General features: G+C 68.3%; 21 protein-coding genes. 16 read left to right on the forward strand and 5 right to left on the reverse strand.

Annotated features, from left to right (window positions below):
- Nucleotides 1-103 precede the first annotated feature (103 nt).
- From clpS to ACSYDW_RS07750, 7 genes are all read left to right on the forward strand, one after another.
- Entirely contained in the window at nucleotides 104-400 is a 297-nt protein-coding gene (gene clpS / locus ACSYDW_RS07720) for an ATP-dependent Clp protease adapter ClpS (RefSeq protein WP_438338384.1), read from the forward strand.
- 2 nt (nucleotides 401-402) lie between these two features.
- Nucleotides 403-972, forward strand: a complete 570-nt coding sequence (locus ACSYDW_RS07725) for a DUF2017 domain-containing protein (RefSeq protein WP_438338143.1) — start codon at nucleotides 403-405, stop codon at nucleotides 970-972.
- Between the two features lie 65 nt (nucleotides 973-1,037).
- Nucleotides 1,038-1,967 carry a glutamate racemase gene (gene murI, locus ACSYDW_RS07730; protein WP_438338144.1) on the forward strand — a complete coding sequence of 310 codons (930 nt, stop codon included), beginning with the start codon at nucleotides 1,038-1,040 and terminating at the stop codon, nucleotides 1,965-1,967.
- Entirely contained in the window at nucleotides 1,964-2,872 is a 909-nt protein-coding gene (locus tag ACSYDW_RS07735) for an MBL fold metallo-hydrolase (RefSeq protein WP_438338145.1), read from the forward strand. The genes murI and ACSYDW_RS07735 overlap by 4 nt, the downstream gene beginning before the upstream one ends.
- 74 nt (nucleotides 2,873-2,946) lie before the next feature.
- Nucleotides 2,947-3,702, forward strand: coding sequence for a ribonuclease PH (gene rph, locus ACSYDW_RS07740; RefSeq protein WP_438338146.1), 756 nt, complete (start codon nucleotides 2,947-2,949; stop codon nucleotides 3,700-3,702).
- Nucleotides 3,699-4,334: an RdgB/HAM1 family non-canonical purine NTP pyrophosphatase gene (gene rdgB / locus ACSYDW_RS07745; protein ID WP_438338147.1), complete on the forward strand. Its 636-nt coding sequence runs from the start codon at nucleotides 3,699-3,701 to the stop codon at nucleotides 4,332-4,334. The genes rph and rdgB overlap by 4 nt, the downstream gene beginning before the upstream one ends.
- Before the next feature lie 154 nt (nucleotides 4,335-4,488).
- Entirely contained in the window at nucleotides 4,489-4,845 is a 357-nt protein-coding gene (locus tag ACSYDW_RS07750) for a cupin domain-containing protein (RefSeq protein ID WP_438338148.1), read from the forward strand.
- Between the two features lie 36 nt (nucleotides 4,846-4,881).
- On the opposite strand, the gene ACSYDW_RS07755 is transcribed toward ACSYDW_RS07750, so the two are convergent.
- Nucleotides 4,882-5,409, reverse strand: a complete 528-nt coding sequence (locus ACSYDW_RS07755; RefSeq protein WP_438338149.1) for an immunity protein CdiI family protein — start codon at nucleotides 5,407-5,409, stop codon at nucleotides 4,882-4,884.
- 94 nt (nucleotides 5,410-5,503) lie between these two features.
- On the opposite strand from ACSYDW_RS07755, the gene ACSYDW_RS07760 reads away from it, so the two are divergent.
- The 5 genes from ACSYDW_RS07760 (at nucleotide 5,504) to ACSYDW_RS07780 (ending at nucleotide 9,615) form a co-directional block, all read left to right on the forward strand.
- A complete protein-coding gene (locus ACSYDW_RS07760) occupies nucleotides 5,504-6,205 on the forward strand; it encodes a DedA family protein (protein WP_438338150.1) in 702 nt (233 codons plus the stop codon).
- 223 nt (nucleotides 6,206-6,428) lie between these two features.
- Nucleotides 6,429-6,821 (forward strand): GntR family transcriptional regulator, encoded by a 393-nt coding sequence (locus tag ACSYDW_RS07765; protein WP_438338151.1) that lies wholly within the window; start codon nucleotides 6,429-6,431, stop codon nucleotides 6,819-6,821.
- Complete coding sequence (locus tag ACSYDW_RS07770) at nucleotides 6,818-7,741, forward strand: ABC transporter ATP-binding protein (protein WP_438338152.1); 924 nt, start codon at nucleotides 6,818-6,820, stop codon at nucleotides 7,739-7,741. The genes ACSYDW_RS07765 and ACSYDW_RS07770 overlap by 4 nt, the downstream gene beginning before the upstream one ends.
- Nucleotides 7,738-8,433 carry a hypothetical protein gene (locus tag ACSYDW_RS07775; protein WP_438338153.1) on the forward strand — a complete coding sequence of 232 codons (696 nt, stop codon included), beginning with the start codon at nucleotides 7,738-7,740 and terminating at the stop codon, nucleotides 8,431-8,433. Before ACSYDW_RS07770 ends, ACSYDW_RS07775 begins: the two co-directional genes overlap by 4 nt.
- 183 nt (nucleotides 8,434-8,616) lie before the next feature.
- Complete coding sequence (locus tag ACSYDW_RS07780; RefSeq protein ID WP_438338154.1) at nucleotides 8,617-9,615, forward strand: 3'-5' exonuclease; 999 nt, start codon at nucleotides 8,617-8,619, stop codon at nucleotides 9,613-9,615.
- On the opposite strand, the gene ACSYDW_RS07785 is transcribed toward ACSYDW_RS07780, so the two are convergent.
- The gene (locus tag ACSYDW_RS07785) at nucleotides 9,612-11,747 is read right to left on the reverse strand and encodes a bifunctional lysylphosphatidylglycerol flippase/synthetase MprF (protein ID WP_438338155.1); all 2,136 of its coding nucleotides are present in this window, start codon (nucleotides 11,745-11,747) and stop codon (nucleotides 9,612-9,614) included. The two genes, ACSYDW_RS07780 and ACSYDW_RS07785, sit on opposite strands and share 4 nt — an antisense overlap.
- A 141-nt stretch (nucleotides 11,748-11,888) precedes the next feature.
- On the reverse strand, nucleotides 11,889-12,770 hold the full coding sequence (locus ACSYDW_RS07790; protein ID WP_438338156.1) for an ADP-ribosylglycohydrolase family protein: 882 nt from the start codon (nucleotides 12,768-12,770) through the stop codon (nucleotides 11,889-11,891).
- Nucleotides 12,771-12,848: 78 nt separating this feature from the next.
- Between ACSYDW_RS07790 and ACSYDW_RS07795 the strand changes: the two genes are divergently transcribed.
- From ACSYDW_RS07795 to ACSYDW_RS07805, 3 genes are all read left to right on the forward strand, one after another.
- Entirely contained in the window at nucleotides 12,849-14,015 is a 1,167-nt protein-coding gene (locus ACSYDW_RS07795; RefSeq protein ID WP_438338157.1) for an exonuclease SbcCD subunit D, read from the forward strand.
- Nucleotides 14,012-17,146, forward strand: coding sequence for an AAA family ATPase (locus ACSYDW_RS07800; protein ID WP_438338158.1), 3,135 nt, complete (start codon nucleotides 14,012-14,014; stop codon nucleotides 17,144-17,146). The genes ACSYDW_RS07795 and ACSYDW_RS07800 overlap by 4 nt, the downstream gene beginning before the upstream one ends.
- 99 nt (nucleotides 17,147-17,245) lie before the next feature.
- A complete protein-coding gene (locus ACSYDW_RS07805) occupies nucleotides 17,246-18,505 on the forward strand; it encodes an MFS transporter (protein ID WP_438338159.1) in 1,260 nt (419 codons plus the stop codon).
- Between the two features lie 29 nt (nucleotides 18,506-18,534).
- Here ACSYDW_RS07805 and ACSYDW_RS07810 read toward each other — a convergent pair whose 3' ends face one another.
- Nucleotides 18,535-19,251, reverse strand: coding sequence for an IclR family transcriptional regulator (locus tag ACSYDW_RS07810; RefSeq protein ID WP_438338160.1), 717 nt, complete (start codon nucleotides 19,249-19,251; stop codon nucleotides 18,535-18,537).
- 518 nt (nucleotides 19,252-19,769) lie between these two features.
- On the opposite strand from ACSYDW_RS07810, the gene ACSYDW_RS07815 reads away from it, so the two are divergent.
- Nucleotides 19,770-21,140: an MFS transporter gene (locus ACSYDW_RS07815; RefSeq protein WP_438338161.1), complete on the forward strand. Its 1,371-nt coding sequence runs from the start codon at nucleotides 19,770-19,772 to the stop codon at nucleotides 21,138-21,140.
- A gap of 132 nt (nucleotides 21,141-21,272) precedes the next feature.
- Here ACSYDW_RS07815 and ACSYDW_RS07820 read toward each other — a convergent pair whose 3' ends face one another.
- Nucleotides 21,273-21,953 carry a phosphoribosyltransferase gene (locus ACSYDW_RS07820; protein ID WP_438338162.1) on the reverse strand — a complete coding sequence of 227 codons (681 nt, stop codon included), beginning with the start codon at nucleotides 21,951-21,953 and terminating at the stop codon, nucleotides 21,273-21,275.
- Nucleotides 21,954-22,009 lie beyond the last annotated feature (56 nt).

Below are 22,009 nucleotides of genomic sequence, written 5' to 3' on the forward strand. Positions count from 1 at the left end.
AGCCGGGTTCTTAGTAGACACTCTAGACCCGCGCGGCATTTTGCGCCCCTCGCCGGCGGTTCGCGCAGGCCATGCGCGGTCGTAGAATGGGAGCATGCCATTCATGACTGCGATGCCCGATGTGCTTGAGCACGTAGAGCAGGCCCAAGCGCTGCAAGCCGACCAACCCTACGTCTTGATTGTCTGGAACGATCCGGTCAACCTGATGAGCTACGTCAGCTACGTCTTCCGCTCCTACTTCGGCTACGCGGAGGCCAAGGCCGACGAGCTGATGATGCAGGTGCACCAGCAGGGCCGCAGCGTGGTCTCCACCGGCACGCGCGAGAAGATCGAGGCCGACGTCGCCGCCATGCACGGCTTCGGGCTCTGGGCGACCCTCTCCAAGGCGGACGCCGCATAACCATGGCACACGCTTTCAAGAACACCATGCGCGGGTTCTCCGCAACCCTGGAGAGCGCCGAGCGCAAGCTGCTGCGCGGGCTCTTCGAGGATGTCATCCAGCTGCTGGAACCCGAGCGCGCGGCGGACGAGGACCCCTTGTGGGCCATGGTGGGCCTTGACCCCAACGCCCACCAAGACCACTTCGCGGCCCCCACCGACCCGGCCACCAAGCGGCTGCTTCCCGACGCCGACCCGAACGACCCGATCGCGGCCCTGGAATTCCGGCGCCTGAGCGAGCGCGGCATCAGGGAGCGCAAGATCGGCGCACTGCGCGAGGCAGCGCTGCTCATGGAGTCCTCCACGGTCCTGCTGGGCGAGGAATCGGCCCCGCGCTTCGCCGCGGCCCTTAACGACGTCCGCCTGGTGCTGGCCGAGCGGTTGGGCCTGGAAAGCGAGGAAGACGCCGAGCGCATCCACGCACAGGACGACTGGTCCAAGGCCGACACCGTCGACGAGTACCTGGCCCTTGTCTACAATTTCGTGACCTGGCTCCAGGAGTCCCTCATGCAGGCCATGTTGAAATCTTTGTGAGCTGGGCTACAGTGTGGCGCGCTTGCTGGTTGTATGGCGCGGGCACCTAGTAGTCTTCGTAGACCATGACAAGTGCGTCCACCAGCGAAACGTTCCCGCTCGAACGGCCCCGGGCCAATGCCCCGCTCGGCATCTTCGACTCCGGCGTCGGCGGCCTGACCGTTTCGCGAGCCATCATCGACCAGCTTCCCGGCGAATCCACCATGTACGTGGGGGACACCGCGAACTCGCCCTACGGCCCGCTGCCCATCGCCGAGGTCCGTGCCAACGCCCTCGGAGTCATGGACGAACTCGTCGATTCCGGGGTCAAGCTCCTGGTCATCGCGTGCAACTCAGCCTCCGCCGCGGTACTGCGCGACGCCCGCGAACGCTACACCGCCCGCTACGGCATCCCCGTCGTGGAGGTCATCCAGCCGGCGGTGCGCCGCGCCGTTTCGGCCACGCGCAACGGCCGGATCGGTGTCATCGGCACACTGGCCACCGTCGGGTCGCGGGCCTACGAGGATGCCTTCGCCGCGGCACCGCAGCTCTCGATCACCTCCGTGGCGTGCCCGCGCTTCGTCGAGTTCGTCGAGAACGGCATCACCACCGGCGCCGAGCTGCTGGAAACCGCCGAGGAGTACCTGGCCCCGCTCAAGGCGGCCGGCGTCGACACCCTGGTGCTCGGCTGCACCCACTACCCGCTGCTCACCGGCGTGATCTCCTACGTCATGGGCGAGGACGTCACCCTGGTCTCCAGTGCCGAGGAAACGGCCAAGGACGTGTACCGCGCGCTGATGCGCCACGACCTGGCCCGCGACGAGGCCGAGGCCCCGACGCACCAGTTCCTTTCCACCGGGGACGCCGCAAGCTTCGAGGTGCTGGCCCGCCGTTTCCTTGGCCCCGAGGTCCTGGCCGTTGAACAGGTCGACCACGTCGCCGCCCACTACCCGACCGGCTCCATTGCCATGATCACCCCGGCAATGGTCGCCCTTTCGAAAGCGAGTGCGTCATGAAACTGACGATCATCGGCTGTACCGGGTCCTTCCCCGGCCCGGGGTCGCCGGCCTCCTGCTACCTGGTCAGTGCGTTCGACGGCGAACGCCAGTGGAAGATCCTGCTGGACCTGGGCTCCGGGGCGCTGGGCGTGCTGCAGCGCTACACCGACATCAAGGACCTTGACGCGATCTTCATCTCGCACCTGCACCCGGACCACTGCATGGACCTGTGCGGCATGCACGTGGCCATCCGCTGGGACCCCGCCGGCTGGGGCCGCGAACGCATGCTGGTCCACGGCCCTGCCGCCACGGCCGACCGCATGGCCACCGCCTACGGCCTGCCGCTGGAGGAGGGCATGCACCCGGACTTCGACTTCCAGAGCTGGAAGCCCCACGAGCCGGTGAAGATCGGCCCGTTCTCCATCACCCCGTACCCGGTGCTGCACCCCATCGAGGAATCCTACGCGCTGCGCGTGGAGGCCACCGAGCCGATGGACGACGGCACCATGCGCACCTCCGTGCTCACCTACTCCGGCGACACCGATTCGTGCCCGGGCCTCATCGAGGCCGCCGCCGGGGCGGACATGTTCCTCTGCGAGGCGGCCTTCCAGGAGGGACGCGACGACGAGATCAAGGGCGTGCACCTCACCGGCCGGCGCGCCGGCCAGGCGGCGACCGAGGCCGGGGTCGAGCGCCTGCTGCTGACCCACATCCCCGTCTGGACGGACATCAACACCGTGGTCAACGAGGCCAAGGAGGTCTACAACGGCGGCATCGCGGTGGCGGTCTCCGGCGTCACCTACGGCGTCTGGTCCGGTTCCCAGCTGGGCACCCCCAAGTCGCTGCCCACCGCACCGGTCTCGATCGTGCGCTCGGCGCCCACCCGCGAATGGCGCGGGGCGAAGCCCAAGAAAAAGAAGTAGCGCGCCGGCGGCGCCCGGGGCATCCCGCGGGCGCGCCGTGCGGCCCGGGGGATGCGCGCACTAGACTTGAAGCCATGACTTCAGCATCGACTTCAGCAGCAGTGCGCGCCGACGGGCGCGCGGTAGACCAACTCCGCGAGATCACCATCACCCGTGGCTGGTCCAAGCAGGCCGAGGGTTCGGCCCTCATCGAATTCGGCAACACCAAGGTACTGTGCACCGCCTCCTTCACCGCCGGGGTGCCGCGCTGGCTCAAGGGAGAGGGCACCGGCTGGGTCACCGCCGAGTACTCGATGCTGCCGCGCGCCACCAATACCCGCAACTCCCGCGAATCGGTCAAGGGCAAGATCGGCGGCCGCACCCACGAGATCTCCCGCCTGATCGGCCGCTCGCTGCGCGCCGTGATCGACACCAAGGCGCTGGGTGAGAACACCATCGTGCTGGACTGCGACGTGCTGCAGGCCGACGGCGGCACCCGTACCGCCGCGATCACCGGCGCCTACGTGGCGCTGGCCGAGGCCATCGAATGGGCCAAGGCCAACAACCTTGTCAAGAAGAACGCCACGGTCCTCACCGACTCTGTCGCCGCGATCTCCGTGGGCATTATCGCCGGGACCCCGATGCTCGACCTTCCCTACGTCGAGGACGTCGATGCAGAGACCGACATGAACGTCGTGGTCACCGGCGGCGGCGACTTCGTCGAGGTCCAGGGCACCGCCGAGGGCGCCCCGTTCAAGCGTGCCGAACTCGACGCACTGTTGGACCTGGCGCTTGTAGGCACCACCGAGCTGGCCCGCATCCAGCGCGACTCCCTGGGCGCCACCGCATGAGTGCAACCCCGCGGCTGGTGCTGGCCACCCACAACCAGGGCAAGCTGCGCGAATTGCGCGAGCTGCTGCGTGGCCAGGTGCCCGGCCTCGACGTCGACACCCAGGTGGTCGACGCCTCGTCCGTCGGTGCCCCCGACGTCGTGGAGGACGAGGTGACCTTCCAGGGCAACGCGCTGCTCAAGGCCCGCGCCGTCACCGAGGCCACGGGCCTGATCGCCCTGGCCGACGATTCCGGGCTGTCCGTCGACGTGCTGGGCGGTGCCCCGGGCATCTTCTCCGCCCGCTGGGCAGGCCGCCACGGGGACGACCAGGCCAACATCGACTTGCTGCTGGCCCAGCTCGGGGACATCAAGGATGAGCACCGCGGTGCCTCGTTCGTGTGCGCGGCCGCGCTGGCCACCCCGCAGGGGTACGTTGCGGTGGAGCTCGGGCACCTGCCCGGCACGCTGCTGCGCGAGCGCCGCGGCAACGGCGGGTTCGGCTACGACCCGATCATGCAGCCCGAGGGCTACACCGTCTCGCTGGCCGAGCTGACAAGCGACGAAAAGAACGCGATCAGCCACCGCGGCCGCGCCTTCCGGGGGCTGCTGCCGCAGATCGTCCGCGCGCTCACCGAGGCCGACGCGCGCTAGCCGACCCGCAGCGCGCCACGCAGGCGTTGGCACCCCGACTGGACGGGGGCCAACGCCTGTTCCGTTTCCCGGGGGCGCCGCGGCGGGAGCCTTGACCGGGGCGTGGAGCACCGGGTAGACATTGGGCATCGGAGATCGCGGGAATCGGGGCAGCATGAAGAAGTTCTCACTCACGGCCATTGCTCGAACGCAGCTGCGTGCCGCCGCGGCGGCATCCAGCGGACGCAGCGCCAGCACCGTCTTCGGCGGGCACGAGCACACGCTGCGGCAGACCGTCATGGGCTTGGCGGCAGGAACCGAGCTTAAGGAACACCTGAATCCGGGGGAGGCCACGGTGATGGTGCTCAACGGCCGCATCCGGCTGACCTCGGGGGAGGACAGCTGGGAGGGCCGCACCGGGGACCTGCTGGTCATGCCCTCGGGCACTTCGCAGATCACCGCGCTGGAGGAATCCGGGCTCCTGCTCAGCGTCGCCAAGACCGACCGGACCGTGCCTCCTGCCGCCTCCTGAGGCGCGCGGCGGGGAGGCCCAGGACCGGGGTGCGGACTACTTTCCGTGCTTGTCTCTGCGCTTGCGCGCCTTGCCGTGTCCTGTGAGCACCCCCTGCGGGTCGAACACTGTACCGCTCAAAGGCGCATAGGCGTAGAAGGGACCTTCCTTCAACGCCTCCTGCATCTGCCGGGCCACCCGCAGTTTGGCTTCCACCAGGTCGTCGAAGCGCCTGGCTGCCGCCGGGTTGGACGCGTTGCCAGGGCATCGGAAGAGCACTGCATGTTTGAGCATCGCGGCATCGGTGTACTCAACGACGTGTCCGGAGCCGATTTCCGCGGCGACCAGCTTGGCGAGGCGGATTCCTTCGAGGGTTAACTTTTCCTCAAGGGCCCGCGATCGAAACGCGTAGTCGCCGTTGAGTGCATCGTAGAAGGACTGCTCCCAAGCCTGCAGGCCCTCAACAAGCCCGGCACTGAGTCCGGTTTCGGAATAGTCGACGGGGCCGTCGACCCAGAGCACGGAGTCTGCGTAGTCGGGAAACATGCGGATGATCCGTGGGTTTCGATCGCTGGCGGGCTTCATGAATGGATCATAGGGCCGTTGCCCGTGAGGCGTTCGCCACATCGCGGCGCTTGTCACAGGAAACTTCCGGGCAGGTAGGGGAGACTGAATGGTGATGACGACTCTGATTGCGCTACAGGCCGCCACCGCCGATCCTTCCGGCGACAGCCTGATCAACCGATTTGCCGACTGGGCCGTGGGACTGATGGAAATCATCGGTGCCCCCGGCGCGGCCCTGGCCATCGCCCTGGAGAACCTTTTCCCCCCGCTGCCTTCCGAGGTGATCCTGCCGCTGGCCGGATTCACCGCGAGCCGCGGATCGTTCACGCTTTTCGAGGCGCTCCTGTGGACGACGCTCGGCTCCATCTTCGGCGCCTACGCACTCTACTGGGTGGGACGCGCGCTCGGACGCGAACGCACCCGCAAGATCTTCGGTTGGCTGCCGCTGGTCGACCTGAACGACGTGGACAAGGTCGAGGGCTGGTTCGACCGCAACGGATCCAAGGCAGTGTTCTTCGGCCGCATGATCCCGATCTTCCGTTCGCTGATCTCCATCCCCGCCGGCATCACCAAGATGAACCAGGGCAAGTTCCTGGCCCTGACCGCTGCCGGGTCCCTGATCTGGAACTCGATCTTCGTGCTGGCAGGCTTCTTCATGGGTGAAAACTGGCACATCGTCGAGACCTACGCCGACGTCTTCCAGAAGATCGTGATCATCGCCGTGGTCCTGCTGGTTGCCCTGTGGGTCGTGCTGAAGCTGCGCAAGCGCAAGGCGGCACCGGCGCCGTCCGAGCAGGACAGCGAAATCGTCGGCTAGCGCCTGCGCCCGGCTTGTTCTGGAGCCCGGCCGTTGCAGCTTCCCTTCACGGGAGGCATGCGGCGGCCGGGCTTTTTGCTGCCCGGGCCACGTCCGGCAGGGGGAATCCGGGTGCCCGTGGGCCTTGACAGCGGGTCGCCATGAATTTAGGTTAGTTACATGAGTAATGAACCACTGAGCCAACCAACTGGTTGTTTCGGGGAATCGCCGGAGGTTGCGCCCCATGAGCGTGTTCGATGATTCCCGCCCGATCTTCCTGCAAATCGCGGAATTGATCGAGAACGACATCGTTTCGGGAACCCTTGGCGAGGAATCGCAGGTTCCCTCGACCAACGAATTCGCGGCCTTCCACCGCATCAATCCAGCCACCGCAGCCAAGGGTGTCAACCTTCTGGTGGACAGCGGGATCCTCTACAAGAAACGGGGAATCGGCATGTTTGTCTCAACCGGGGCGCGGGAACGACTGCTGGACGAGCGCCGCCAGGACTTCCAGGTGCAGTTCATCCAACCGGTGGCACGCGAGGCAAGGAAACTCGGAATCAGCGGCGAGGAACTCAGCCTCATGATCAAGCAATCACTCATCGCAGAAGTAGCTGAAGGGAACGGCCTCCGATGAACGACCAACGAACACCCGCCATCGAGGTGCGCAACCTCGTCAAGTCCTACCGGGAGCTCAACGCGCTGGACGGCGTTTCGCTCACGCTCCAGGAGGGGAGGATCCACGGGTTGCTGGGCCGCAACGGCGCCGGCAAGACAACCCTGATGTCCATCCTGACCGGGCAGGGATACCCCACCAGCGGCGAGGCGCTGATCTACGGTGCCAACCCGTTCGAGCACGACGAAACGCTCTCGCGGATCTGCTTCATCCGAGAATCCCAGAAGTACCCCGACGACTTCACGCCGAGGCAGGCGTTCAAGGCCGCCTCGCTCTTCTTCGAGCACTGGAACCAGGAACTCGCCGACCGACTGGTCCAGGAGTTCTCCCTCCCGCTGAAACGACGGATCAAGAAACTCTCCCGCGGGCAGCTCTCGGCCGTGGGCGTCATCATCGGCATGGCCTCCCGGGCCGAGATCACGTTCTTCGACGAACCCTACCTCGGGCTCGACGCGGTGGCCCGGCAGATCTTCTACGACCGCCTCGTCGAGGACTTCTCGGAGTACCCCCGCACGATCGTGCTGTCCTCGCACCTGATCGATGAGATCGCGAACCTGCTCGAGCACGTGGTAGTCATCGACAAGGGCCGGATCATGCTCGACGAGGACGCCGAAACCCTGCGGGGATCCGCCGTGGCCGTGACCGGCAACTCGGAGAAGGTCGGCGCGTTCATCGACGGCTACGAGGTGCTGCACCGCGACTCGCTGGGGTCCCTCGCCTCGGTCACCATCAAGGCCAGGCTCACCGACACCCAGCGCGAGATGGCCGCGGAGCTCGGGCTCGAACTCTCCCCGGTTCCGTTGCAGCAGCTGGTCGTTCGCACCACGCTCGCCGAACAATCCAAGGAAAACAACGAGGAAAGCCTGGAGGCCCTCAAATGAGCCGCATCGTCAACGTTGTGCGGATGCAACTGATCAACAAGTGGACCTTCCTGGGCATTCCGATGGTGATCCTTGTGGCAAGCACGTCGTTCACCTTCGCCATCTGGTACCTCGTGACAAGGAACTCCAGCGAGGCGGTCCTGTTCTCCGGGTCCGGGCAGGCCGTCATGTGGTACTTTCTGGCGCTCGGGATCCAGTCGCTGACGCTGACGTTCCCCTTCTCCCAGGCCATGAGTGTTTCCCGCCGGTCCTTCTACCTGGGCACGCTGGGCCTGTTCGCGGTGATAGCGCTATCCTACTCCGTGCTCTACTACGTGCTGGGGCTCATCGAAAAGGCCACCGGCGGCTGGGGCATGAACGGACAGCTCTTCGCGCTGGACTGGATCGCACAGAACAACGCGGCGGTCCAGATCCTGTTCTACTTCGTGGCCATGGTGCTGCTGTTCATGATCGGATTCTGGTGCGCGACGGTGTACCTGCGCTGGAAGGCCACGGGGATGCTGATCGTGGGCCTGGGCGCCGCCGTGCTCCTGCTGGCCCTTATCGCAATGCTGACCCTGAACGACTGGTGGATCCCGCTCGGCACCTGGCTGGGCTCGCTCTCCGCGCTGGGCGTCTCCCTGATGATGGGTGCGGTGTGCGTGCTGCTGGCCGGGGGATCGTACGTCACCTTGCGCAAGGCGACCACCTAGCCGGCCGCGCGGACACCCGCGACCGGTGGTCGGCTCCCCGCACTGAAGGTGGGGAGCCAACCTTTTTGTGGTGCGTTTGCGGTGCGCAGGCGGAGGCTGGCCCTGTCTGCGGCCCTGTCATTCGCGCCACATGCCGGGGCCGCGGTTCCCGGAATGACGGTCATCGGCGGTATCGTTTCACACGTGCCTTTGGACTTTACATCGATCGACTTTGAGACGGCTAACGGATTCCGCGGCTCGGCCTGCAGCGTGGGACTGAGCAAGGTTCGCGACGGAAAAATCGTCGAGGAAGTCTCCTGGCTGATGCGCCCACCCGCCGGATTCGACCACTTCGATGCGCGCAACACGATGATCCACCACATCACCGCGGACATGGTCGCCGACGCCCCGCGCTTCGGCGAGCTCTTCGTCCCCATGGCCAACTTCATCGGCGACGACATCCTGGTGGCGCACAACGCGGCCTTCGACCTGGGAGTGATCCGCTCCGCCCTGGAGGTCTCGGAACTCTCCGGCCCCGCCTACGACTACGCGTGCACCGTGAAGCTGGCCAGGAAGACCTACGAGCTCTCCTCCTACTCGCTGCCCTTCGTCGCCGAGGAAGCCGGCTCGCCGATGGTCAACCACCACGACGCGCTCGCCGACGCCCATGCCTGTGCCGCCATCATGGTGGACATCGCCCGGCGCCAGGAAGCGGACACCGTGGCGCTGGCCGCCGGGAAGCTGAAGGTCAAGCTGGGCTTCGCCCAGGCGTATGCGCCGGGCGACGAACTCTCGAAGGCCACCCGCGACGCCCAGGGCTGGGCCGCGCGGGGCAACACCGTGCCCGTCCAGCCCGACTGGGCGGTGTGGCCGCAGGAGGGCAACGACCCGGCACCGAACCTGGAGGCGGACCCGGCGCACCCGCTCTACGGGGAAACCGTCGTCTTTACGGGAAACCTCGGCATCAGCCGGCAGGTGGCCAAGGACGGTGCTGCAGAACGCGGTGCCACCACGGCCAGCCGCGTCACCAAGGCCACCACCGTCCTGGTGGTCGGCGACGGGTTCGTTCCCGAGGACCTGGCCAACGGCCGGCTCACCGGGAAGGCCAAGCGCGTGCTGCGGCTCCAGGAGGCCGGCCAGCGCGTGGCGATCCTGGCCGAGGGCGAGTTCCTTCAGCTGATCGACGGCTTCGGAGCGGCCTAGCGCCGCTGCGCACGCATGTCGCGAAGCGCACCGAAGCCCTCGCGGGCCAGCTGGGCCACCGTGGCCTCGGGCAGGAAGGCCCGCGTCAACCCGCCGGCGATGCGCGGCAGGTCGCTTTCGTCCCGGTACACCAGGTACATCGGTGCCGTGCGGGGATTGAACTTGGCCTTGAACGCGTGCAGCGAACCGAAACCGTAGAGCGGTTCCAACGCCTTGGACACCGAGGCCAACACCTTGTCGACAGGCTCCTGCGCGGCGGTGTGGAGGGTGTGCGCCAGCGGCGCCCCGGAGAGCGAGACAAAGTCGGCACCCGCTGCCGAGAAGTGCTTGAGGGAGGAGGCGATGAGGAACTCCATGACCGAGGCAAAGCCGAAGTCGCGCCGCCGCATGAGGTCCAGCGTCCAGCCGGAGATCCGCCCGCCCGGGGCGTGCACCGGCATCCAGCTCAGGAACCCCTGCACCTCCCCGCGCGTGTCCTCGGCCAGGGCCAGCACCACCATCGGGTCGGCGGCCTCCTGAAGCGTGCCCAGCGTGAACCGGATCTCGGGCAGGGACTTGTCTCCCACCCATTCCTTGGAGATGTCCTCGAGCTGGGTCCTGACCGAGGCCGGTTCGTCGGCCAGCCGGGTGGCCCTGAACGTGATCCCCTCCCGCGCGGCCCGGTTCAGCGCGGTGCGGATGTCCGACCACTTCTTGCCCGCAAACTCCAGCCCCGACAGGTCAACCAGGGTGTCCTCGGCGATCTGCATGGCCCGCCAGCGATCCGGCGGCGTGGCGAGCGGGGCATCGGTGGAGAAGAAGAACGGGCACAGGCCGGCCTTTTCGGCAGCCGTGGCGAAGGTCGCCATGGCGGCATCCCGGTCCGCGGGCGGGCCGATGGGTTCGCCCAGGCCGATCGCGCATCCGGCATGCACCTGGTAGGCCACGGACGACCCGCCGCCGGAACGGAAGTGCTGGTTGCCGCGCCACGTGCCCATCCACGAGATGGTCCCGCCGCCGTACCGCCGCAGCTGGGCGAGTACCTCGTCGGCATCCATCCCGCGGTGCCCGGCGGCCGCCGGCAGGTGGCGGCGCCGACGCACCCCGAAAGCACGCCAGCACAGGATCAGGTAGGCGAGCATCAGCGCCCACAGGGCAGCGTGCGCCGCGGCAAACGAGGCGATCCGCGACCCCTGGCTGAGCTCGGGCCCGAGCGTGACGATGAGCGTCAGGCCGACGATCCCGCGCAGCACGTTCAGCACGGACAGCACGATCGCCGCAACCCAGACCGCACGGCGGCCCGCACGCAGCCCCTGGGTCAACACCACGGCCAGCAGCGTGTCGACGAGCACCGCGATGATGCCTCCGCCTGCCTGCGTGGGGCCGAAGGGCCCGTTGGTGGGCACCATGATGGTCAGCACCTGGATGCCGACCAGCGAGAGCAGTCCGACCCAGGCGATGAAGCGCTGTTCGCGCAACGTCGGCCGCGCGAACGTGCGGAGGTTCCACAGCAGCACCAGGGTGATCGCCGCCGCGCGCTCGAGGTCGCTGATTTCCCCGACCAGCGTCACACTCACCACGGCGAAGCTGGCCAGCAGGAACTGCCAGCGCAGCCTCCACGGCTGCCGGAGGTGGCAGACCGCGAATGTGAGGCAGGCGAAGATGCCCCCGGTGGGCCCCGTGTCGAGGTCCCGCGCCAGCGCATCGATCCAGGGGGAGCCCAGGCCCCTGAAGAGCAGCAGCACCGCGGCGACAGCGGCGAGCGAAGCGAACTGGCCCAGGAAAAACGTCGTGAGGGCGGAGCGCGTCCCGCGCGAGACCTCAAGCCAGCCGACGCTGAGCGGGAGCAGGAACACCACCAGGAGGTAGGACACGGGCTCGCTGAGGACGAAGGTGCCGGTGACGGCGGTGAGCCAGTCGCCGTTGCCGAACGCCGGCAGCCCGTAGGCAAGGTCCTCGAACCAGCGGTTGTTCGCCGAGGTCCGGAAGAGCGAGCCGGTGACAAGCCCGCAGAGCACGATGGCCCCCATCAGCGCCACGGTGAAGGGCGCCTTGACCACGGCCCCGGAGACCGTGGCGTGCGCCGTGGCGGTGAACGCGGAAAGTGTGCCGTGCGCGCCTTCCGCACCGTCCGGCTTGCCCGTCGCGCCCATGTGTTGCCCCTTCGTCCCGTGCGTCACCGAGGTGCCCCTGCGGGCGGTGGTCCTCCCTTGATACAACATGTTCCGGCGCGATTCCACGCTACGTGCGGGAGCGCCCGGGTGCGGGCGGCCTCCCGCCCCCGGGCACGGAGGTCAGGTTCCGACGGTCAGCCCGATCCAGCGTTCGTGCATCTGGTCGAGGATCGGGTCCAGCACCGAGGCCGGACGCTCGGCCACGGCGTCGGTTCCCAGCACCGCGGCCAGCAGGGCGCAGGCGAAGGATGCCGTCTCGACGTCGGGCTCCTCGCCCAGCAGCTCGAAGAGCGCGTCGTAGGCGGCCGTGGGGTCGGTGTTTTCCAGGGCCTCGGTGACGAACCCCACCACGGTGCGCAGTGCCTCCGCGGCGGTGCCCTCGAGCCCCTCGACGAGCGCGGCCCAGCGGGGTGCGGCAGCGGAGCCGTCTTCCAGTGCGGCGCGCACCACGAGGGCGGCCTGGCCGGCGGCGGAATGCGCCAACGGGGAGCCGTGCGTCAGGGCCGCGGCGTCCGTGGCGAGCTTGTGGGTCGTTGCCTCGTCCACGCGCGGCAGCAACGCCATGAACGCCGCACGGCCCAGCACGCCGGTGGAGTCCGCCTCGGGGAAAGCAGGCCTGCCCACGGACGCCATGTCGGGGTTCACGAGCGCCAGCAGATGCTGGGGGTCTCCGGGGGCGAAGTCCTCCGCGCCCTCGAACGCCTCGTCGATCCAGCGCAGCTGCGGTTCGGGTGCCCCCTCGGGGAAGGACTTGATGACGAGCTTGTACCAGCGCAGGCCGGCAAGCCACATGCAGGCGGCCTCGTCGGAGGCAACACCTTCGTTGGCCCATTCCAGGGCCTCGAGCAATCCGTCCAGCAGGAAGAGCGAGAGCGTTTCGCTTTCGCCCGGTTCCTGGCCGTCGCGGGCATGGGTGGCACCGTCGACGGCGGCCAGAAGCACGCCGAAGACTCGGTCGGAAAAATCAGCGGGAAGCGCGTACGGATCGATTGAATCACTCACCCCACCAGTCTAGGGGTTTTCCCCCGGGCCCCCGCGTCGGTGGGCAAAGCGTCCGGCGGCATCGATAGGCTTGGAGGCATGCGAATCCTGCACACCTCAGACTGGCACCTGGGCCGTTCCTTCCACGGGGCCTCCCTGCTCGCTGCCCAGGAGGAATTCATCGACCGACTGCTGGAGACCATCCGGGAGGAGAGCATCGACGTGCTCCTTGTCGCAGGGGATGTCTACGACAGGGCCCTGCCGTCGGTCGACGCCGTGGCACTCTTCGACAGGTCCCTGGTGCGGCTGCGCGCGACCGGGGTGCAAATCGTGATCACCAGCGGAAACCACGACTCGGCGCTGCGTCTGGGCTTCGGGTCTGCGTTGCTGGAGCATGCCGGGCTTCACCTGCGCACGCGCCTCGAGGACATCGACAGGCCGGTGACAGTGGACGGCACCGGATTCGCCGTCGCGATCTACGGCCTGCCCTACCTGGAGCCGCGCATGGTCGCTGAACGGCTGGGCGTCGAGGAGCCCGGCCACGGCCCCGTCGTGAAGGCGGCGTTGGACCTGGTACGCGGGGACCTGGCCACGCGCCGGTCCGATTCCGGGGCGCCGGTCCACGGCATCGTCCTGGCACACGTCTTTGCCTCCGGGGGAGTAGGAGCCGAGTCCGAGCGGGAATTGAGCATTGGCGGGCTGGACATCGTCCCCACCACGCACTTCGGCGACTTCACCTACGCGGCACTCGGGCACCTGCACGGGCGCCAGAAACTGGCCGACGGTATTCGCTACTCCGGCTCGCCCATCCCGTACTCCTTCTCGGAGGCCGGCCACGCCAAGGGTGCATGGGTGCTTGAGGTGACGTCCGAGGGCCTGGGCGAGGTCAGGAAGGTCGACTGGCCCGCCTCCAAGAAGCTGCGCATCCTGCGCGGAAAAATCGACGAGCTGCTCACCGACGAGCAGTACGCCTCCGCCCGGGACGCCTGGTGCCAGATCACGCTCACCGACAAGCACCGGCCTGCTGCCGCCATGGAACGGCTGCGCTCGCGCTTCCCCGACACCCTGGTGCTGAACTTCGATCCCGACGAAAAGCCCGAGGACGCCCCGCACAGCTATGCCGACCGTCTGGCGGTAGCCAAGTCTCCGATGGAGGTCTGCTCCGGGTTCGTCGAGCACGTCCGCCTCCGCCCGCTCAATGAGGCGGAGGACGAGCTGCTCGTCTCCGTCCTGGCCCAGGTACGCAGCGAAAGGGTTGAAAAGTGAGGGTCCACAGACTCGAGATCGAGGCTTTCGGGCCGTTCGCCAAGCGCGCGGCCATCGACTTCGATGCGCTCTCCGAGGGCGGCATTTTCCTGCTCAACGGCGAGACCGGTGCCGGCAAGACCAGCGTGCTCGACGGGATCTGCTACGCGCTCTACGGTTCGCTGCCCGGGGTCCGCCAGGGCAGCAAGTCGCTGCGCAGCGACCATGCCGAGTCTGCCGTGGCACCCGAGGTGGTCTGCGAGTTCTCCACCGGGGGGCGTCGTTTCGAGGTCACCCGCTCGCCCGCGTGGGACAGGCCGACCAAGCGCGGCAAGAACGGCACCACCACCGCCCAGGCCCAAAGCCGGCTTCGCGAATTCGTCGGCGGCAGCTGGGTCGAGAAGTCCACGCGCAACGACGAGGTCGGTGCCGCACTCGGTGAGATCCTCGGCCTGGACAAGGAACAGTTCACCAAGGTCGCGATGCTGCCGCAGGGTGCCTTCGCCGCCTTCCTGCGCGCCAAGGACAAGGACCGCGAGGACCTGCTGCGTTCGCTCTTCGACACCAGCGAGTATGCACTCACCGAAAAGGTGCTGGGCGAGCGCTTCGCCGACGCCAAGGCCGACGCCGAGGCCGCCGAACGCAACCAGCGGGCCACCGTTGAACAGCTCGTCACCGATGCCCTGGCAACCCTGTACCCGGAAGCCGCCGGGCTGCCCGAGGACGCCGCCCAGCTGCATGACGCCGGTGCGTTCGAGGCACTGGGGGAGTACTTCGGCAGCACGTTGGCGACGGCCCGGCTGGGCCTCAAGGACCGGCTGGCGGCGGCCGACGAGCAGTCGGACGCCGCGCGCAGCGCGGAAGCCGTGTTCAAGGAACGCACCGCGCGGCATGCCCAACTCGCCGAGCTCGATGCCCTGCGCCTGGCGCATGAACAGCAGGGGTCCGAGGTCGCGGAACTCTCCGCCAGGCTCAAGCTCGACGCAGCCGCCACCGCTCTCACGCCCTACAGGCAGCAGGCACTGCGCGCCGCGGAGGCCACAGGGCGCGCGGAGGCCGTGCTGCGCCTGGCCGCCGCCGAGCTCCTGGAATCCGGGACGGGAACCGGCGGTGACGCACCCGGGGCGCATGGCGGGGACTTCGGTACGGAAGAGGGCTCCGCGGCGCTCCTTGCCGCGGCCCAGGAGCCCGGGGTGGACCCGGGAACGGCACTGCAGCTGGCCGGGCAGGCGCGGGCTGCTGCAACTGCCGCGCTGCAGGGTGCAGCCGTCATCGAGGCGGCACTGCCCGACGAGCAGGAACTCGAGGCCACCCGCGCAGAGCTTGAAGGCCTGACCGCCGCGTTGGAATCCGAAGCGGCGCTGCAGTCCCGCCGCGCCGCGGACAAGCTCGAGGTGGAAACCGGGCTCCCCGCGCTCCGGGCGGCATGCACCACCGCCGACGCGCTGCTGGCATCCCTGCCGGCCCTTGAACAAGCTGTCCAGGCGGCCGCCGAACGCCGAACCCAGGTGTCGGCGCGCGGCACGGCCGAACAGGCCCAGCTCAAGGCGCACACCGATTTCAACGACGCCAAGACCCGTACGCTGACGCTGCGGGAAGCCGCGGCCGTGCTGGTCAGCCGCCGCCTTGAGCAGTCCGCGGCAACCCTTGCCGCGCAACTGCGCGAGGGGGATCCCTGCATGGTCTGCGGTTCCCGGGAACACCCACGGCCGGCGAGCCTGCCCGACGGCGAGCTCATCGAACCGGACGCCATCGAGGGTGCCCGGGAGCGGACCGCCGTGGCCGAAGCCGACGAAGGCCGGGCCGCAGCCCGGCTGGAAAAGGCAAACACCGCGCTGGCGCTGGTGCGCGACAGGATCGGCGACCTCGATCCGGATACGGCAACCGCCGACTTCGACGCAGCATCGCGGGCCCACCGGGAAGCCACCGAGTCCTCGGTGGCCGCCGCCCGGGCCGCCTCCGACCTCGCCGCCGCAACCGCGCGGCTTGAGGAGCTCGGGCGCGAGGAGGCAAAGGCCGCCACTGCCATCGAAGTGGCCGGGACGAAGATCGCCGCCGCCGAATCACGGGCCGCCAGGCTCTCCGCGTCGCTGGCCGCATTGGGCGGCGGCGGCGGCCAAGGCCTGCGCCGGCGGCACGCCACGCTCAAGACCCGTGCCGCCGGGCTTGAATCGCTCGCAACGGCGGCCGCCGAGCTGGCCACAGCACATGGTGCCGCGGCCGAAGCCGACGCGTTGTGGGAGGACAACCTCGCGCAGGCCGGCATCGCCGACACCGCCGCGTGGGAGGGACAGCTGCTGCCCGATGCCGAGCGCGCGTGGGCCCGGCAACGCGTTGACGCCCACCACGAGCATTCCGTGCGCATCAAGATGCTGGCGGAGGCACCGGAAACCGCCCTTGCGCGCGCCGAATCGGAGGCGGGCACGGGAGCCCCCGAAGCCGGGGAGTTGCTCGCAGCGGCAGTGGCGGTGAGGGAATCCCTCGAGCGCCGGGACGCGGTGCTTGCCGGTGACGCGGTGCTGGAGAGCTACACCGCCCGGCTACAGGCCAACCGCCGCAAGCTTGCCGACCTGGCCCGCGACCAAGGGCCGGTGCTGGAACGCTTCAACACCCTCAAGTCGCTCTCCGACCTGGCTCGCGGGCTGGGGGAGAACCGGCTGAAAATGACGTTGAGCACGTACGTGCTCGCCGCCCGGCTGGAGGCTGTCGCGCTGGCTGCGACGCAGCGGCTGCTGCTGATGACCGGGCAGCGCTACTCGCTGGTCCACGACGACACCCCGCGCGGCAACAACAAGTCGGGCCTGGGCCTGCAGATCCTCGACGCCTGGACCGGAGTCCGGCGCGACACCCAGACGCTCTCCGGAGGGGAATCCTTCATGGCCTCGCTGTCCCTGGCCCTGGGGCTGGCCGACGTGATCCAGCACCAGAGCGGGGGCATCGACATCGAGACGCTCTTCGTCGACGAGGGCTTCGGGTCCCTTGACCCGGAGACGCTGGAGCAGGTGATGGACGCGCTCGAGGCGCTGCGCAGCGGCGGCCGGGTCATCGGTGTCGTCTCCCATGTCGCCGACATGAAACAACGAATCACCACGCGGCTCAATGTCCACAAGGGCCGCAACGGATCCACCGTATCCATGGAAGTCGGGGGCTAGCGCCGGAGCGCATTTCGGCTAGAATAGAGGACGTCTGAAAAGGGTTTTGTGCAACGGGAGGCAGGGACGGTGCACGCACCTTAGTGGAGCACACCCAAATTGAATCACAAGACCACTTCCCGGACCCAGAGTGCCCAGGGTTCGCCCTACGCGGCGCTTCCCCCACTTGTTGGCTGGGCCTTCTTCCCGCTGGGCTTCTTCGCCCGGCTCCCTCTCGCCATGCTGACCATCGGCTCGATGACGTTGCTCATCGATTCCACGGGCTCCTACGCCATGGGCGGCCTGGCCGCAGCCATGGTAGGACTCGGTTCCGCCGTGGGCGGTCCCACCGTCGGCTACCTCTCGGACCGGTTGGGGCAACGCAAGGTGCTGATCCCGGTGGCGATCCTGCAGACAGTGTTCATTGCCGCGCTCATGTGGTTTGGCGGCTCGACCGCCTTGGCGCCCATCGGCGTCGTCGTGTTGCTGTCGGTGCTTGCCGGTGCCACGGGCCCGCAGATCGGCCCCCTGGCCAGGGTCCGTTGGATGGCCCTGACCCGCAAGCGCGACTCCGGAGGCCGTGAACTCTCCGCGGCGCTGAGCTACGAAAGCATGGTCGACGAGCTCGGCTTCGTGCTTGGCCCGGCGGCGGTCGGGCTCTTCGCCGCCTTGATCGCGCCGTGGCTGCCGTTGGCCATCGCCGCGGTGATGACCCTGATCCTGGTTCCGCTCTTTGCTGTGCACCGCACCGAGAAGGCCGTGGTCCCGCAGGTCAAGAGCGCCAGCCGGGTCAAGCTGACGGGGAACCAGATCGCAGGCATCGCTCTGGCCGTCACGGGCATGATCGGCATGGGCACTTTCTTCGGCGCGACAGCCGCCGGTACCCTGGCCTTCGCCGGGGCCCAGGGCAACGCGAACGTCGGCGGCCTGCTCTACGCCGCGGTCGGGGCGACAAGTTCCGCCGCTGCGCTCTCCGTGGCTTTCTGGCCCCACGGCTGGCCGCAGGCCGCCCGCTGGCTTGCCTGCGCCGTCTTCATGGTTCCGGCCGCCCTGCTGCTCCAGGTCCCGACCGGGATCGGCTGGATGGTCGTGGTACTGCTGCTCGTCGGCATCCCCGTCGGGCCGATCCTTGTCACCATCTTCACCCTGGGTGGAGAGGTGTCGCCGGCCGCACGCCTGTCGACAGTCATGACGTTGCTGTCCTCGGGAATCGTCGTGGGCACCGCCATCGGCAACGGCATGGCGGGGGTCTTCGCCGATTCCCACGGCTACGCCGGTGCCTTCGGGGTTTCTGCCGCCGCAGCGGTGCTCCTGCTGCTCTCCGGCAGCGCCATGGCGGTGTTGCGCTCCCGTGCGCAGCGCCGCATGCTGGCCGCCTGACCCCCCTGCCCCTCGCGGGCGGAACCCTGCTATCCGAGCTCGGCGGAGATGGCCAGGGCCGCCTCGCGCAGGCGGGTGCCGATGGCCTCGACCTCGGCGGCGTTCGACCCGGTGCTGTAGACGACGGCAACGGCCGCCGGAAGGCGGCCAGGCACCTCGATGGGTGCTGCCACGGATGACAGCCCCGGAATGACCTCGTCGATGCTCGTGGCGTATCCCCGGCTGCGGGCCAGCGCGGCATTCTGCCGGTACGGGGTCTCGTGGTTCATGGCGTTCCACTGGCCCTCGGTGAGTGTCGACTGCATCGCGATGCCCGGCGCACCGTGGCCGAACGGGTGCCGGGTGCCCGGGTGCTGGACCACCGCGGCATGCACGTGGCGCGGTTCCACCGTCACCAGCGTGGTGCAGTCGGGTTGGTCCCAGACGGCGATGAACGCGCACATCTTCAGCTCATTCGCCAGCACCGTCAGTTCCGGCAGGGCCGCGCTCTGCAGGTCCCGCTGCACGCCCCGGGCCAGCACTGCCAGGCCGGGCGCTGCGTGGACGCGGCCCGATTCATCCCGGGTGACAAGACGGTGCGATTCGAGCGTCCGCAGGATCCTGTAGGCGATCGAACGGTGCACGCCCATGTCCTCGGCCAGCTGGGCAATGGTCCGGGGACCCGGGGCCTCGGCCAGGAGCTCCAGCATGCGGATGCCCCTGGATAGCGTTTGCGAGGCAGGAGCAGATGTTTCGGACTGTGCCATGGGGTGGACGACCCTTTCGCCAAGACGTTCCCGGGCCACGCGCCTCCCGCGGTCCTGCGGATCCCGGCCGTGGCCTGGCCACAATTTCACTATGTGAACCAGTGGTTCGATATTAGAACACATCGCTCCTCAGTGCGAGCCGCGCACCCCGCGGGGGAGCATCGGCGGCGGAGCCCGTTCGCCGGCGGACGCTGCCCGGACCGGCGCCGTGGCCGCGGGCCGCATCCAGGGGCCCTGGCGACGGGTGTGGCTGCGGCGTCGTTGCACCGGCGGGGTGGTGCGAAACCGTTGCGCGTGATTGGTGGATTTGCATCGCGGCACGTGGGAGCCGGAATTCTTCCGAAGCGCCGATGTTCGGGAGGAATTCGACCGTTCGTCGCATTTTTCGACCGAGGGGGTGAGTGGCGTCACTAAAAGTGCGCTATCATGATTCACATCACATTACCGTCCGAACGGTCGGTAACGAGTGACTCCGCCCCTCATTCGCAGCGCCTAGCGCCCCCACACTTGGAGTTCCCATGGCTTCAGCTTCCCTGGCCGCAAACGCCAAACGTTCCGAGGAACGTCGCGTCCTTGCGGGCACCCTGGTAGGCACCACCATCGAGTGGTACGACTTCTTCATCTTCGCGCAGCTCACCGCGACGCTGCTGACCCCGCTCTTCCTGAAGCCGTTGGGTGAATCCAACCCGGGCCTGGCGCAGATCCTGGCCTTTGCGATGATCGGCATCTCCTTCCTCTTCCGCCCGCTTGGCGCCATCGTTGCCGGCCACCTGGGTGACAAGTACGGACGCAAGCGCGTCCTTGTCGCAACCCTGATCATGATGGGTGCGGCCACCGCGCTGATCGGCGTGCTGCCGGTCTACGCACAGATCGGCTTCTGGGCCCCGCTGATGCTGGTGTTCCTGCGCATCGTCCAGGGCTTCTCCGCCGGCGGCGAATGGGGCGGCGCGGCACTGATGGCCGTTGAGCACGCACCGGAGAACAAGCGCGGCTACTTCGGCGCCTACCCGCAGATCGGTGTCCCGATCGGTATGATCCTGGCCACCGGCATGCTCTACATCCTGCGCGTGTCGATGACCCCCGAGCAGTTCACCGCGTGGGGCTGGCGCATCCCGTTCCTGCTCTCCGTGCTGCTGATCGTCGTCGGCTACATGATCCGCAAGGCCGTCGAGGAATCCCCGATCTTCAAGCAGCTGGCGCTGCGCAAGGCCTCCGAGCACACCCCGCTGAAGCAGCTGTTCAAGTCGAACACCAAGGAAGTCATCCAGGCCGCGCTGATCTTCATCTCCAACAATGCGGCCGGCTACCTGGTCATCGCGTTCTTCATCTCCTACACCACCAAGGTCCTGAACATGCCGGCGGCCCCGGTGCTGCTGGCCACCACCATCGGCTCGGTCGGCTGGCTCATCTTCACCCTGGTCGGCGGCTGGCTCTCGGACATCATCGGCCGCCGCAACACTTTCGTGCTGGGCTACGGCATCGTCTTTGTCTGGATGATCCCGATGTTCATGCTCATCGACACCGGCAACATCTTCCTCTACGGACTCTCGGTCTTCATCCTGACCATCGGCCTGGGCCTGTCCTACGGCCCGCAGTCGGCGATGTACGCCGAGATGTTCCCGGCGCACATCCGCTACTCCGGCATCTCGATCGGCTACGCCCTCGGCGCGATCCTCGGCGGCGCCTTCGCCGCGACCATCGCCCAGGTGCTGCTGGAGGAGACCGGCAAGTCGATCTCCATCGCCATCTACATCATGGTCATGACCGTCATCTCCGTGGCAGCCGTGTTCTGGGTCGGCGAGACCAAGGGCAACAACCTCCACGTGGAGGACATCGACCCGGCGCTGCAGGAAGCGCACGACACGGAACAGCACGGCCAGAACGCCTGACTTTCCTTCCCGGGTACTCCGGGCACCAGGGGGCCGGTCGGCCCGCCGCATCCCGCACCCTGCGGGGGAGCGGCGCGTCGGCCGGCCCTTGTGCTGCGTGGCAGCATCCCGTGCGCGGCACGGCGGCCGGGGTCAGGCGCGCCCGAGGAGCTCGGCGACGTCCCCGTCGCCGACCGCGTCGAAGCGCGAATAGAACGCGCCCACGGTGTTGAACACCTTGGGCTTGATGGCGCAAAGGAACTCGTCGGCCTCGGGTTCGAGCAGCTGGCGGGCCGCCGGCGAGGCCACAGGCAGTGCGACGACGACGCGTGCGGCACCGGCGCGGCGCACCACCTCGATCGCGGCGAGCAGCGCGGCGCCGGTTCCCGTCCCGTCCTCGCAGAGGACCACGGTGCGCCCGTCCACCGAAGGCGGCCCGCCGCCGAGCATCCGTTGCTGCAGGTCCGCGAGTTCCCGGCGGGCCGTCGACTCCACCCCGTCCAGCACCCCGGCGGCGAAGTGCTGCCGGGCGGGGGCCCACACCTTGGCCACGTACTTCAGCGCCACGTGGTCCCCGAAGGCGGCCAGGGCGGCGTAGGCGACGGTGCTCCGTTCGGGCAGGACCAGCCGGGTGACGGCCAGGGCGTCGAACCCGGTCCCCAGTTGCCGCCCGATCTCCGCGGCGACGGGCACCCCGCCGTGCAGCAGCCCCAGGACCACCGCGCCGCCTGCGGCGTGGTGCCCCAGCTCCGCGGCGAGGTAGCCGCCGGCTTCGGTGCGGTCCGCAAAGCGCACGGGTGCGACGTGGTCCGGTGCCGTGTAGTCCTCTGCCATGGGTCAAGTCTGCACCCTGGCGCGCGCCACGGCGATCGGCAGGGCGTGGGGACATC

Source organism: Paeniglutamicibacter selenitireducens, from assembly GCF_051550675.1.
In the GTDB taxonomy this organism is placed as follows: domain Bacteria; phylum Actinomycetota; class Actinomycetes; order Actinomycetales; family Micrococcaceae; genus Paeniglutamicibacter.

Bases quoted from the DNA above. Each gene is read 5' to 3' on its own strand.
- ACSYDW_RS07765 (WP_438338151.1), top strand. From the start codon at position 6,429: ATGAGCGTGTTCGATGATTCCCGCCCGATCTTCCTGCAAATCGCGGAA.
- murI (WP_438338144.1), top strand. From the start codon at position 1,038: ATGACAAGTGCGTCCACCAGCGAAACGTTCCCGCTCGAACGGCCCCGG.
- rph (WP_438338146.1), top strand. From the start codon at position 2,947: ATGACTTCAGCATCGACTTCAGCAGCAGTGCGCGCCGACGGGCGCGCG.
- ACSYDW_RS07770 (WP_438338152.1), top strand. From the start codon at position 6,818: ATGAACGACCAACGAACACCCGCCATCGAGGTGCGCAACCTCGTCAAG.
- ACSYDW_RS07750 (WP_438338148.1), top strand. From the start codon at position 4,489: ATGAAGAAGTTCTCACTCACGGCCATTGCTCGAACGCAGCTGCGTGCC.
- clpS (WP_438338384.1), top strand. From the start codon at position 104: ATGACTGCGATGCCCGATGTGCTTGAGCACGTAGAGCAGGCCCAAGCG.
- ACSYDW_RS07820 (WP_438338162.1), bottom strand. From the start codon at position 21,953: ATGGCAGAGGACTACACGGCACCGGACCACGTCGCACCCGTGCGCTTT.
- ACSYDW_RS07815 (WP_438338161.1), top strand. From the start codon at position 19,770: ATGGCTTCAGCTTCCCTGGCCGCAAACGCCAAACGTTCCGAGGAACGT.
- ACSYDW_RS07795 (WP_438338157.1), top strand. From the start codon at position 12,849: ATGCGAATCCTGCACACCTCAGACTGGCACCTGGGCCGTTCCTTCCAC.
- ACSYDW_RS07735 (WP_438338145.1), top strand. From the start codon at position 1,964: ATGAAACTGACGATCATCGGCTGTACCGGGTCCTTCCCCGGCCCGGGG.
- ACSYDW_RS07760 (WP_438338150.1), top strand. From the start codon at position 5,504: ATGACGACTCTGATTGCGCTACAGGCCGCCACCGCCGATCCTTCCGGC.
- ACSYDW_RS07785 (WP_438338155.1), bottom strand. From the start codon at position 11,747: ATGGGCGCGACGGGCAAGCCGGACGGTGCGGAAGGCGCGCACGGCACA.
- ACSYDW_RS07755 (WP_438338149.1), bottom strand. From the start codon at position 5,409: ATGAAGCCCGCCAGCGATCGAAACCCACGGATCATCCGCATGTTTCCC.
- rdgB (WP_438338147.1), top strand. From the start codon at position 3,699: ATGAGTGCAACCCCGCGGCTGGTGCTGGCCACCCACAACCAGGGCAAG.
- ACSYDW_RS07725 (WP_438338143.1), top strand. From the start codon at position 403: ATGGCACACGCTTTCAAGAACACCATGCGCGGGTTCTCCGCAACCCTG.
- ACSYDW_RS07775 (WP_438338153.1), top strand. From the start codon at position 7,738: ATGAGCCGCATCGTCAACGTTGTGCGGATGCAACTGATCAACAAGTGG.
- ACSYDW_RS07810 (WP_438338160.1), bottom strand. From the start codon at position 19,251: ATGGCACAGTCCGAAACATCTGCTCCTGCCTCGCAAACGCTATCCAGG.